Genomic DNA, 13,439 nt, shown 5'->3' on the forward strand with positions numbered 1-13,439 from the left:
CGAAGAGCGAACCTTTGTCGGCTTGCCACTTTCGCAATGGCCTACATCCAGATCGCTTGTTGCATTACATCTCTCATCCGTTTGATTGCTGCCGGGCCAACGCCATCGATTTCCTGCAGTTTTGCGTCGGTCGTGTCCCACAACGTCTGGATTGTTTCTATTCCAGCGACCTTGAGCCTAGTAATTTTGTCCTCGGTCAGGCCGTATGGATATGCTCGGCTTTTCCTAAGGATGTCGATATCCTTCTCGAGAATGCCCAAGGCGTGGTCGGCAGGAAGTTCCGGCATCTGAATAGGTGCGAACAGTCCGCCCGACAGATGAATCTCAGACAGCTCGGTTTTCCCTGCGATCCATTCGTCGATCATTTCAATGGTCAGGCGACTTGTTGGAATCTTTTCCAGAATGCTGCAGAGATTGACGGCATATACCGCCCCCCTGCCCCCGGACTTCATTCCGCGAGAAGCTTCCCGCTTCGCCAAAAATCCAAGATATTCCAGAATTTCAAAAACCTTCGCGAACTCGCTTACGATGCCTTTGTGGATCGTGACGCGATCCTGAGCGATCATCCTAGTCCCATGTTGCAGCGGCCGGGTAAGATGATCGACGATCTTCTCAAAGACCAACGTTGCTGGATCGATCAACGGTTCGTAAACTCCGAGCTTAGGAGCAACTTCTTCCATTAATGGCCAGTAGTAATCCTGAGCCATGGCAAGAAGGCAACTATTTAAGTCGGGAATGATGTTGCGCGCGCCGCTTTGTGCCGCAGATGTTAGTTCATCGTCCAAACCCGACTAAATTAGCCCGGGTACTTACTTGGACCGCGCTATTGAAGAAACAGGGACTTCAAGCGATCGTAACTACAATCTAAGTCAGGCCCAAAAATGGTTGGTTAGCGACGGCACCCCGGGCTCGATCGCCACGGCAAGGAAGACATCGGGCGCGATACGAAAAGCGTAAACTCAATCCGCCGCCACCGACGCCTTCAATTCACCTAGACGCAGGTCGATCGCGATCGAGGCGCGGGTGCCCGGCCGGTCGGCGGGGCCGTCGGCGGGGGCATAGGCGATCTCCGCCTTGTGCGTGCGCGCCAGCGCTTCGATCAGGCGGGTGCCGAGGCCGGTGCCGCGCGCGACGCCGTCGGCGGGCATGCCGACGCCGTCATCCTCGACCGCGAGGGTGATCGACGAGGGTCCGGTCTGAGAGAGCGAGACGCGGATGTCGCCGCTGTCGCCGGCGGCATAGGCATATTTGCACGCGTTGCTGACCCATTCGTTCGCGATCATGCCGAGCGCGACCGCCTTGTCGGTGGCGATGCGAAGCGGTTCGACCGCGGTGGTCACGCGGCGGGTGCCGGTGCCGTTCGACCAGGTTTCGGAGAGGTCGTGCGCGAGCCCCGCCAGATAATCGTCCATCGCGACAAATTCGACGTCGTCGGTGGTGTAGAGGCGGCGGTTGACCTGCGCGACGGTGGCGATGCGTTGCTGCGTCTTTTGCAGCGCCTCGCGCGCGCCGGGGTCGGACAGCGTCTTCGACTGGAGCGCGACGAACGACATGATCATCTGAAGATTGTTCGCGACGCGGTGGTTCACTTCCTTGAGCAGCGCCTCGAGCCGCGCGTTGCTCGCGCGCAGCTCGGCCTCGGCCGCCTCGCGCGCGCGGCGGAGCTGGGCGCGATCGAGCACCTGGTCGAAGCTGGAGGCGAGCAGGTCGAAGAAATCCTCGCCGACCGATTTCACGACATAATCGTCGGCGCCCGATTGCAGCGCGGCGACCGCGATGCGGCTTTCCTCCGACCCCGTGACATAGACGATCGGCGGGCAGTCGCGCAGCGCACGCAGCGCTTCGAGCGTCGCGAGCCCGTCCTGCCCCGGCATATAATGGTCGACCGCGATCAGGTCGAAGGCGGTGACCTTCGCCATGTCGACCCCCTCGGCGCCGCTCGCCGCGAGGCTGACCTCATAGCCCTTGCGCGCGAGCCAGCGCTCGGCAAGCCGGCGCATGCCATCGTCGTCGTCGATGTAGAGGATGTGGGTCAGATGGGGTCTCAGGCCGGATCGGGATCGGGGACCTGGATCACCGACAGGAAGAGGCCGAGCTGGCGGATCGCGTCGGCGAAGCTTTCGTAATTCACCGGCTTGGTGATGTAGACGTTGCAGCCGAGGTCGTAGCAGCGCTGGATCTCGACCTTGTCGTCGGTGGTGGTGAGCACGACCACCGGGGTCCGGCGCAGCGGGCTGCTGTCGGCCTTGAGCTTTGCGAGGATGTCGGTGCCGCTCATGTCGGGCAGGTTGAGGTCGAGCAGCACGAGCGCGGGGCCGTTGCGGACCGGGCCGTCGGCGGCGTCGTAAAGAAATTCGAGCGCCGAGGTGCCGTCGAGGAAATGATGGATCTTGTTCGAGATACCCGCGCGGCGGATATTCTTTTCGATCAGGCGGGCATGGCCCTGGTCATCCTCGATCATCACGATGTTGACGGGCTGTTGGTCAGGCATGCTCTTCTCCGCTTCGCCATTCGATCGGCAAGACCAGCCGGAAGGTGGACCCCACACCCAGTTCGGACTGCAATTCGATAGTACCGCCCAAGCGATAGGCAAGCGCGCGAGCGTGCGCAAGCCCGATCCCCTCGCCCTGCTGGTCCTGCACCCCCGAGCGGCGGAAGAGGTCGAAGACGCGGTCGTGATCGCGCGGCTCGATGCCGCGGCCATTGTCGGTCACCGCGACGAAGGCGCGGCCGAGGTCGGTGCCGCCCGCGACGGTGATAACGCCGGGGCGACCGGGCTGGAGATATTTGAGCGCATTTTCGATGAGGTTCGAGAGGATCTGCTCGACCGCGAGCCGGTCGTTGACGATCAGCGGCAGGTCGCCGACCACAACATCGGTCCCGGTCTCGTCGATGCGGTGCTGGAGCGTCGCGACGATCCCCTGCACGAGCGCGGCGAGATCGAGCCGTTCGGGGGCGAGCGTGCGCCGCCCCTGGCGCGAGAGGTTGAGGATCGCGTTGATCAGCCGGTCCATCTTCTGCGTCGAGGTGCGGATGAAGCCGATCGATTCGGGCAAATCTTCCTCGATCGCGAGGCGCGTCGTCGCATCGGGCGCCTGCCAGCCGTCGGCTTCGCCCTTCGCCAGATAAGACGTGATCGACTGGCGCGCGGTTTCGAGTTCGGCGGTGAAGCCCATGACGTTGACGAGCGGCGAGCGCAGGTCGTGGCTGACGATATAGGCGAAGCGCTGGATTTCGGCATTGGCGCGCTTGAGTTCGCCGGTGCGCGCGTCGACCACTTCTTCGAGATTCTCGTTGAGCCGGTGCAGTTCGGCGCGCGAGCTGCGCAGGTCGACGAGGGTGCGGCGGATCAGCAGCAGCGTCGCGGCGGCGACGAGGATGATGAGCAGCCCGGCGGTGAGCAAGGTGGCGTAGAACCACATCTGCGTGCGCTTTTGCCGCGCTTCGCGTTCGCGCAGCAGCGCGAGTTCGTCGGCGAGCATCGCCTCGACGATCGCGCGCGACGCGCGGACCTCGATCACGCCGCGGTCGGTCGCGAAGCCCGCGAGCAGCGTGTCGCGATCGGCCCCGCGCAGCCCGAGGGTGCGGCGATAATGGCGGCCATAGACATCGAGATGGCCCTGCAATTCGGCGACGCGCGCGCGCTGCTCGGGATTGTCGGCGATGAGCGCGGCAAGGCTGGCGAGCTGCGCGCGCGACCGTTTTTCGGCCTCGTCCATGATCGTCGCGAAGGCGGGGTTCTGCGTCAGGATCAGCCCGCGGCGCGCGGTCTCCATCCGCTCCATCGCGCTCGCATAGCCGCCGAGGCTGGCCTCGACCGCGAGCGTGTGGGCGACCTGTGCTGCGTCGGTTTCGTTCTGGCGCTGGACGTAGAAGGCGACCGCGGCGGCGAGGAGCAGCGCGGCGAAACCGAGGACGAGCAGCGAGATGATGAGCCGGCTCGCGCGCGAATCGCGCCCGAGCGAGGACAGTCGGGGGGCTTCCATAGCCTTTCATGCCGCGCGGCGCGGATGTCCGCAAGCGAGGCGTCCGGGGCGCGGTACAAAGCTATATGCTTGAAAAGACTAGGCGTCGCCTGCCAGCAGCCCGGTGAACAGGCCCGCGACGCTTTCGGCGGCGGCGATTTCGTCGGCGAGGCCGAGCAGCCCGGGGGTGAGCTGGCCCTCGATCAGCAGCGTCGCCAGCCCCTGCATCATCGACCAGCCCGCGACCGCGGCGAGCTTCGGATCGAGCACGACGTCCTGGCGCCGCGAGGTGAGATTGAGCACCGCCGCGCCGAACAGCTGCGCCGACGCCATGCGCGCGGTCGACAGCTCGCGCGTCGGCACCGCGCCGGTGATCTCGCGGTTGCCGATCAGGCGGAACAGCCCCGGATTGGCGATCGCGAAGCGGATATAGCCGACCCCGAGCAGGCGGTGCCGGTCGTGGGGGGTGGCGGCGGGCTGGGCCGCGATCACCATTTCGTCGTGCAATTTCCAGAACCCGCGCGTCGCGACCGCCATCAGCAGCGCCTGCTTGTCGGCGAAGTGAAAATAGGGGGCATTGTGCGAGATGCCCGCGAGCCGCGACACTTCACGGATGCTGATCGTCGCCTTGCCCGTCCGTTCGATTTCGGCGGTCGCGATGTCGATCAGCCGTTCGCGGACATCGGGATTCGCGGCGCCCGCCGCCACCGCCTCGCCCGCATCCTTGGGCAGCGGCAGCGACGATGTCAGCCCGAGGATGTCGCTGTCGGGAGCGGCGGCGGGGATGTCGGGGCGATATTTGCGGATGTCGTCGAGCGTCAGCGTCGATCCCGCCGCAGCACTCGCCGCCTGGATTTCGGGATCCATGAACGGCGCGGTATCGAAATAATCGGCGGCATAGACGACATAGCCGCCCTTGTAGCGCCGGATGCTGCTGCCGCGCGTCATGATAACGCGTTTCCCGTCGGGCAGGATCGCGACCTGGCGCCATTCGCTGTACGACATGTCGCCGTCGAACACCGGCTTTTCGGTCAGCTCGAATACGATCTTGCCCGCCTTGGGCATCACGTCGGCGAGCCAGTCGCCGATTTCCCCCCGCCCGTGCACCTCGCCGAAGATCGGGTCGATATAGACCGAGGCGGTGGGGTGGAGCAGCGCGGTGAATTCGGAATAGAAATTGTCACCGCGCGGCTGTTCGAACAGCAGGTCGTGGAGGTCGCGGTTCGACAGCCCGGTGGGCTGGTCAGCCGGCCGCTTCGCATGATCGGCGCGCCAGGCCGCCGCCGCCGCCGAGAGCGGCGCGGGCGGCGCGGTGCGCACCCACGCCTTGGTCGGCACGCGCGGCCAGTCGGGCAGCGCGACGACGCGATCGCCCTGCTTTTCGCGGAACGCCATGCCCATGCGGATCGGCGTCGTATCGAAGAAGTCGACCGCGTCGCGCACCCAGCCGTCGCGGTAGCGCCGCACGCTGACCCCGCGCACGATTTTGACCCATTCGCCGTTCACCGGCTGGGTCAGCATCCATTCGTCGATCGACGTGCCGCCCTCGCCATCGTCGAGGAAGGCGGCGGGAAAGACGGGGTCGAAGCTCGCGCCGCTGCCCTGCCCCGACATGATCGGGACCAGCCAGGCGCGGATCGCGCGCTGGCCGTGGAGATCGCCGAAGAAGGGATCGATATAGACCGACTTTTCGGGGTCGAGCATGTCGCTGTGGATTTCGAAGAAACGTTCGCCGAGCGACCGGTCGTTGATCACCGAGTGGATGTCGCGGTGCGACAGTCCGCTGGGCGTGCCGACGAAACGCGCGGGGTCGAGCGGCTTGCCCTTCGTCTCTTCGCGATAGCGGTCGATATAGGCCTGCGCAGCCGGGCTATGCTCGGGACGCCACAGCGTCTGCTGCCGGTCCAGCGACGCCTGGGCTTGCGGGGTTCGTTCCATATGCGTCTCGTTCTGATCCGGTTGAGCCATAGCGCCGCCGCTCGCGACGCATAGCAGGAATGCGATGGTGATCCGTATGATCATGGCGCCGATCCCCCCTCAAAACCGATAGCGGAGGAGGAGGCCATAGGTGCGCGGCCGTCCGGGCACGCCGAGATAGGAGCCGACCAGCCGGTTGAAGCCCGGCCCGCCGCCGAGCACCGAGCCGATCAGCCCGCAATTCACCAGATAGTCGGTACCCGTCAGGTTGCGCGCCCAGCCCTGCACCTCGATCCGGTCGCCGCCGAAACGCATGCCGACGCGCGCGTTGAGCAGGCCATAGCCCTTTTGCCGGCAGATCGGATCGCCCGTCTGGTCGAGATTCTGGGCGCTGGTGTAGAGCCCGTCGAGGCCGCCATAGATTTCGGTGCCGGTGCCGACGGGCGCAGTGTAGATCGCCGAACTCGCAAGCTGCCAGCGCGGCGCATTGGCAAGGTCGGTGCCCGACCGGTCGCCGAAGCCGCCGCCGGGAAGCGGCCCGTTCGGATAGTTGCGATAGGTCGCCTTGTTATACGCCGCCGACCCCATCAGCGACAGGCCGCCGAGTTCGGCCGAGGTTTCGAACTCGATCCCGCTCGACCGCGCGCGCGCGGCGTTGGTCGTGCGGATTTCGGGCGGGTCGAAGATATTGACCTGCAGATCCTTGAAATCGATGCGGAAGGCCGACAGCGCCACCGACACCTTGCGGTCGAACATCAGCGCCTTCAGCCCGACCTCGTAATTCGCCGCCGATTCCTTGCCGAACTCGAGCCGGGCGGGATCGAGCGACGCCGCGCTGCCCGAAAGCCCGCCGCCGTTGAACCCGCCCGACTTCGAGCCCTCCGAATAGGTCGCATAGACATTGACGTCGCGTGCGACTTCGAAGGAGACGCTGCCCATCAGCGCGAGATCGCGCTCGGTGCGCTCGAAGCGCGTGGGCGGAAAGGAAAGGAAACCGGCAAGCCCGCCGAACAGCGTGCCGACCGTCTGCGCGGTCAGGAAGTCGCGATGCTCGCGGTCGCCGCGGATGCCGACGCGCAAGGTCAGCCGTTCGGTCGGCTTGAAGCCGAGCTGGCCGAAGATCGCCTGGCTGTCGATATCGAGGTCGGTCTGCGCGAGTTGCTGGACCCCGCCGAAGACGTCGGGCAGGCCCGCCAGCGTCGCATCGTCGACATTGGTCTGCAGGTCGCTCTTCAGATTCGCCTTGTGCAGATAGACGCCGACGAGCCAGTCGAACGGCCCGTCGCTGTCGGATACCAGCCGCAATTCCTCGCTCAGCTGCCACTGCTTGTTGTCGCGACCCGAGCGGAAATAGGGTTCGGCGCTGAAATCGAGATCGATGAAATTTTTCGAATTGAAGCCGCGATAGCCGGTGAGCGAGGTCAAGGACGCGCCATCGAAATCATAGGTCAGATTGGCGAAGCCGCCCCAGCTCTTGACGCTGTTCTCTTCGGCATTCGGCGTCTTCGACACCGTGCGGTCATAGACATTGCCGGGGGTGACCGGCGGGGTCGGAGGCGGCAGGAACAGGAAGACGGGATCGAAACCCACGAACAGCAGGTCGCCGACCGAGCTGTTCGTGCGGTCGCTCTGGAAATCGGCGCCGATCGTGACGGTCAGCCCGTCGGCAGGCTCGGCATGGAGCTTCCCGCGAAAGCCATAGCGCCGCAGGTCGCCGACTGCGGCGCCATCGACGCTGTTGCGGCGCAGGCCGTCGTCGTCGCTGAAATAGCCGCTGACCGAGATCGCGGCGACGTCGCGGACGATCGGGACCTGGACATTGCCGCGCAGCCGGATGCTGTCGTAATTGCCGTACTGCGCGTCGAACACCGCCTTGCTGTCAACGAGCGACGGCGTCTGGGTGATGATGTTGATCGCGCCGACGGTCGAATTCTTGCCATAGAGCGTGCCCTGCGGCCCGCGCAGCACCTCGACGCGTTCGAGGTCGATCAGTTCGGGATTGAGCTGTTCGGGACGCTGCAAATAGACGCCGTCGACATAGAAAGCGACGTTGGGGTCGATCCCCGGCTGGGCGTTGCGCGCGGTACTGGTCAGCCCGCGGATCGTCACCTTGTTGTCGCTCTGGCTGCCCTGCCCGAAATCGAGCCGCGTGTTCGGAACGAAGCGCGCGGCATCCTCGAGCGAGCCGATATTGCGTTTCTCGACGAAATCGGTGCCGATCACCGAGATCGCGAGCGGCAGGTCGATCACGCGCTCGTCGCGCTTTTGCGCGGTCACGACGATATCGACGCCGGCCCCGGTGCCATCGTCCACCGGAACATCCTGTGCCGACGCCGTGCCGGCGGTGCCCGCCAGCGCCGCGAGCGCCGTCAGACGCATCATGCTGTCCTTGCCTCCAAGCATCCCACCCTCCTCGTCATGTCCGCAAATACGGATCATGCGGGACCATCCTCCGGCTCCTTGACAGTGACAAGTAGTCAATTTGACAGTGTCAAGCCAGCAGTATCGGCAAGCGTCGGCGGCCGTCGGAAGTCGCGAGCGCATGCCGTCCGGCGAGTCGGAATGTAGGGAAACCGCCGTTCGAGCGGCGGCGTGAGCCGGCAGGGACGAGCGCGCGGCGGCCTAGGCCGCGACCGCTTCCTCGCTCGCGCTGCCCGCGGCTTCGAGCAGGCGCTTTTCGAGGCTCTTCACCCGCGCCGGGCTGTCGATCTTGTCGCCGATGAGGTCGGTGACATAGAAAGTGTCGACCGCGCGCTCGCCATAGGTCGCGACATGCGCGCTGTGGACCGTCACCTTCGACTGGAAGAGCGCATAGGCGAGCTGGTTCAAGAGCGCGGGGCGGTCCTGCGCATTGACCTCGATCACGGTGAAGCGGTTCGACGCCTTATTATCGACGAAGACATTCGGGGCGATGCGGAACGCCTCGGCACGGGCGCGCGGCAGCGCGCGCGCTTCGAGCTTCGGCAGCAATTTGTGGCGATTGGCGAGCGCGTCCTCGATCGCGCGGGTCAGCCGGCCGATCTGTCCCGCCTCGGCAAAGGGACGCCCGAGCGGGTCCTGGACGAGGAAATTGTCGAGCGCGAGGCCGTCGCGCGTCGTGTGAATGCGCGCGTCGATGATGTTGCCGCCGGCGAGGTGGATGCCGCCCGCGATGCGATAGAAAAGCCCCGGATGGTCGGCGGCGAGCACCATCACCAAGGTCGCGCCGCGATCGTCGTCGGGCACTGCGGCGATATGCAGCGGCGCGGTGCCGGCCTGCCGGATATGGACGAGATTGGCGGCGATGACCTCGACCGGCTCGGCGATCCAATAGCTTTCGGGGAGGCGCTTCGCGACCTTGTCGAAGGTCTTGCGATCGAATCCGAACTGCGCGGCGACGGCGTCCTTCTTGCTTTCGATCCGCGCTTCGCGGCCGCGTTGCTTGTGGCCGAGGCGCAGCACTTCCTCGGCCGCGTCGTAAAGCTCGGTCAGCAGCTGGCGTTTCCAGCCGTTCCACACCCCGGGGCCGACCGCGCGGATATCGACGACGGTGAGCACGAGGAGGAGGCGCAGGCGCTCGGGGCTTTGCACGACCTGCGCGAAATCGAGGATCGTCTTGAAATCGGCGAGGTCGCGCTTGAACGCGGTCGCCGACATCAGCAGATGATAGCGCACGAGCCAGGACACGGTCTCGGTCTCGGCCTCGCTGAGCCCCAAGCGCGGGCAAACGCGCAGCGCGAGTTCGGCGCCGAGCACGCTATGGTCGCCGCCGCGCCCCTTGGCGATGTCGTGGAGCAGCACCGCGACATAGATGACGCGCCGCGAATGGATCTGGCCCATGATCGCGGTCGACAGCGGATGGTCGTCCTTCAGCCGGTCCTGCTCGATGTCCGAGAGCAGCCCGATCGCGCGGATCGTATGTTCGTCGACGGTATAGTGATGATACATGTCGAACTGCATCTGCGCGACGACGCGGCCGAAGTCGGGCACGAAGCGGCCGAATACCCCGGCCTCGTTCATCCAGCGCAGCACCGTTTCGGGATCGCGCGGGCTGGTCAGCACGTCGAGGAAGAGCGCATTGGCGCGCGCGTCGCGGCGCACGCGCATCGTTTCGATGAGCTTTGCATCGTTGCGCGCCTGGCGCATCGCGAGCGGGTGGATTTCGAGGCCGTGCTTGTCGGCAAGCGCGAAGATCTCGATCAGCCGGACGGGGTCCTTCTGGAAGAAATCGTCGGCGGGCAACGCGAGGCGGCCGCGGTCGAGCACGAAGCCGTTGAGCCGGCCGGGGCGGCGGCGGATCGACGGCAGGAAACGCCGGCCGCGCGCCGCGAGCTGGTCGTCGAGATGCGCGAGGAAGGTGCCGGTGACGTCGCCGACGCTTTTGGCATGGATGAAATAGAGCTGCATGAAGCGCTCGACCGCGCTCTTGCCCGGGCGGTCGGCGAAATGCATGCGCGCCGCGATCTCGCGCTGGAAATCGAAGGTCAGCCGGTCCTCGGCGCGCCCCGCGAGCGTGTGGAGATGGCAGCGCACCGCGAGCAGGAAATTCTCGGCGCGCGCGAACTGGCGCAGCTCGCGCGTCGAAAGCAGCCCGGCGTCGACCAGTTCGGGGACGGTGCGCACGCGGTGGATGAACTTGCCGATCCAGAAGAGCGTGTGGAGGTCGCGCAGCCCCCCCTTCCCTTCCTTCACATTGGGTTCGACGACATAGCGCGAATCGCCCATGCGCCGGTGCCGCTCGTCGCGCTCGGCGAGCTTTTCGGACACGAACGCGCGCGCGTTTCCGGCGACGACCTCGGCATCGAAGCGCGCCGACGCCTGGTCATAGAGGTCGCGATCGCCCCAGATGAAGCGGCCTTCGAGCAAGGCGGTGCGGATGGTGAGATCGTCCTTCGCGGCGCGGATCATCTCGTCGAGAGAGCGCGACGAATGGCCGACCTTCAGCCCAAGGTCCCAGAGCGTGTAGAGCTGCGCCTCGATCACCTGTTCGGTCCAGCTCGTCTGCTTGAACGGGGTGAGGAAGCCGATGTCGATGTCGCTGTACGGCGCCATTTCGGCGCGGCCGTAACCGCCGACCGCGATCACCGTGATCCGCTCGCCCGCCGAGCGATTGCCCGCGGGATAGAGGTGGTCGACGGTGAAATCATAGGAGAGGCGGATGATCTGGTCGATCAGGAAGGCGGTCGCGCTCGCCGCGAGGCGGCCCGCCGAGGGCGCTTCGAGCAGGCGGCGGGCGATTTCGGCGCGGCCCGCGTCGAGCGCCTGGCGGAGCAGGTCGACGAGCGCGCGGCGGCGCTTGCCATTGTCGCTGGTTTCGGCGGCGGCGGCCTCGAGTCGCTCGGCGAGCGCGCGGCGATCGATGATCGCGCGGCGGCCGTCGAGATGCGCGAAGATGTCGCTCATGCCTCGCCCTCGGCGGCCTTGAGCCGGTAGAGCGCGTCGAGCGCCTCGCGCGGGGTGAGCGCGTCGGGGTCGATGGCGGCAAGCGCCTCGCGCAGCGCGTCCTTCACCGGCGCGGGTTCGGCGGCGAGCGTCGCGGCGAAGAGCGGCAAATCGTCGAGCCCCGCGGCAAGACCGCCGGTCTTCTCGCGCCCCGCCTCGAGCTTTGCCAGAACCGCTTCGGCGCGCTTCACCACCTTGGACGACACACCCGCGAGCCGCGCGACCGCAAGGCCATAGCTGCGGTCGGCAGGACCATCGGCGAGTTCGTGGAGCAGCACCAGATCGCCCTGCCACTCGCGCGCGCGGACATGGTGGAGCGAGAGCGCGTCGAGGCTTTCGGCGAGGCGCGTGAGTTCGTGATAATGGGTTGCGAAGAGGCAGCGGCAGCGGTTGACCTCGTGCACCGCCTCGACCACCGCCCAGGCGAGCGCGAGCCCGTCATAGGTCGAGGTGCCGCGCCCGACCTCGTCGAGGATGACGAAGCTGTTCGGGGTCGCCTGCGCGAGGATCGCGGCGGTTTCGACCATCTCGACCATGAAGGTCGAGCGCCCGCGCGCAAGATTGTCGCTGGCGCCGACGCGGCTGAACAGGCGGTCGACAAGCCCGAGCTTCGCCGCCGACGCGGGGACGAAGCCGCCCGCCTGCGCGAGCACGACGATCAGCGCATTCTGGCGCAGGAAGGTCGATTTACCGCCCATGTTCGGACCCGTCACGAGCCAGAGCCGGTCGGTTTCGGCGAGCGAAAGGTCGTTGGGGACGAAGCGTTCGCCCGCCTTGGCGAGCGACGCCTCGACCACCGGGTGGCGGCCGCCGGTGACGTCGAGGCACGGCGTGTCGGCGAGGTCGGGGCGGCACCAGTTGTGGCTCATCGCATGGTCGGCGAGCGCGGCGGCGACGTCGAGCCGCGCGAGCACGTCGCAGGAGGTCGCTATGGCTTCGCGGCGCGCGGTCGCGGCGTCGGTGAGCGCCTCGAGATGCGCGGCCTCGGCGGCGACCGCGTGGACGCCCGCCTGCGTCACCCGGCTCGCGGCCTCGTGAAGGTCCGACGAGTTGAAGCGCACGACGCCGGCGAGCGTCTGGCGGTGGGTGAAGCCCGAGTCGGGCGCCATCAGCGCGTCGGCATGTTTCGCGGGCACCTCGACATGATAGCCGAGCACGCCGTTGTGGCGGATTTTGAGCGAGGCGATGCCGGTGCGGTCGCGATACTCGGCCTCGAGCGCGGCGATCGCCTTGCGTCCGTCGCGCGCTGTTTCGCGCAGCGCGTCGAGCGCATGGTCATAGCCTTCGGCGACATAGCCGCCCTGCGCGGCGTCGACCGGCGGGGTTTCGATGAGCGCGCGCGTCAGTTCGTCGACGAGCGCGCCATGGCCGTCGAGACCGGGAAGCAGGCGGACGAGCAAAGGCGGCAGGTCGTCGCGGCGCCCGAGCCGTTCGCGCAGGATGCGCGCGCCGCCGAGCGCGTCGCGCAGTTGCGCGAGGTCGCGAGGTCCGCCGCGTCCGGCGACGAGGCGGCCGAGCGCGCGACCCGCATCGGGGAGCGCGCGCAAGGTCGCGCGCAGGTCGCCGCGCCACAGCGCGTCGCGCGCGAGCGCATCGACGAGGTCGAGCCGGTCGAGAATGGCCCCTTTGTCGGTGAGCGGGCTGGCGAGATCGTCGGCGAGCAGCCGCGCGCCGGCGGCGGTGACGGTGCGGTCGATCGTGCCGAGCAGGCTGCCGTCGCGCGCGCCCGCCCCCGACCCCGTCATCGTGCGGACGAGTTCGAGGCTTTCGCGCGTCGCGGCGTCGATCGCCATGCGCCCCGAGGCGAGGTGCCGCACCGGCGGCTGGAGGAAGACCGTGGTGCCGGTGCCGACATGGTCGAGATAGGCAGCGATCGCGCCCATCGCCGCGATCTCGCCGCGCGAGAATTGGCCGAAGCCGTCGAGCGTCTGGACGCCGAACAAGGTTTCGAGCCGTTTCTGGCCGGCATTGCTCGAAAAATCGGCGGTGGGCCGGCGGACGACCTGCCGCACGCTCCACGCCGGAAGCTCGCCGGCGCTGTCGCTGACGAGCAGTTCGGAGGGCGCGAGCCGCGCGAGTTCGGCGTCGACCGCGTCGCGGCGTACCGCGACGACCTCGAAGCGCCCGGTCGAGATA

General features: G+C 66.8%; 8 protein-coding genes. All 8 read right to left on the reverse strand.

Features of this window, described 5'->3' with window-relative positions:
• Positions 1-41: 41 nt before the first annotated feature.
• Positions 42-785, reverse strand: coding sequence for a hypothetical protein (locus B1A78_RS08230; protein WP_144037742.1), 744 nt, complete (start codon positions 783-785; stop codon positions 42-44).
• 174 nt (positions 786-959) lie between these two features.
• Complete coding sequence (locus tag B1A78_RS08235) at positions 960-2,048, reverse strand: sensor histidine kinase (protein ID WP_306171647.1); 1,089 nt, start codon at positions 2,046-2,048, stop codon at positions 960-962.
• On the reverse strand, positions 2,045-2,491 hold the full coding sequence (locus B1A78_RS08240) for a response regulator (RefSeq protein WP_077146487.1): 447 nt from the start codon (positions 2,489-2,491) through the stop codon (positions 2,045-2,047). Before B1A78_RS08240 ends, B1A78_RS08235 begins: the two co-directional genes overlap by 4 nt.
• Positions 2,484-3,986: an ATP-binding protein gene (locus B1A78_RS08245; protein WP_077146488.1), complete on the reverse strand. Its 1,503-nt coding sequence runs from the start codon at positions 3,984-3,986 to the stop codon at positions 2,484-2,486. The genes B1A78_RS08240 and B1A78_RS08245 overlap by 8 nt, the downstream gene beginning before the upstream one ends.
• 78 nt (positions 3,987-4,064) lie before the next feature.
• A complete protein-coding gene (locus tag B1A78_RS08250; protein ID WP_144037743.1) occupies positions 4,065-5,933 on the reverse strand; it encodes a WHG domain-containing protein in 1,869 nt (622 codons plus the stop codon).
• Positions 5,934-6,002: 69 nt separating this feature from the next.
• Positions 6,003-8,264 (reverse strand): TonB-dependent receptor, encoded by a 2,262-nt coding sequence (locus tag B1A78_RS08255; RefSeq protein ID WP_179102010.1) that lies wholly within the window; start codon positions 8,262-8,264, stop codon positions 6,003-6,005.
• A gap of 240 nt (positions 8,265-8,504) precedes the next feature.
• The gene (locus tag B1A78_RS08260; protein WP_077146491.1) at positions 8,505-11,264 is read right to left on the reverse strand and encodes a [protein-PII] uridylyltransferase; all 2,760 of its coding nucleotides are present in this window, start codon (positions 11,262-11,264) and stop codon (positions 8,505-8,507) included.
• A partial coding sequence (gene mutS, locus B1A78_RS08265; protein ID WP_077146492.1) for a DNA mismatch repair protein MutS occupies positions 11,261-13,439 on the reverse strand: 2,179 nt, incomplete at its 5' end. The genes B1A78_RS08260 and mutS, both read right to left, overlap by 4 nt.

Origin of the sequence: Sphingopyxis sp. KK2, assembly GCF_001990265.1 — a bacterium.
In the GTDB taxonomy this organism is placed as follows: domain Bacteria; phylum Pseudomonadota; class Alphaproteobacteria; order Sphingomonadales; family Sphingomonadaceae; genus Sphingopyxis.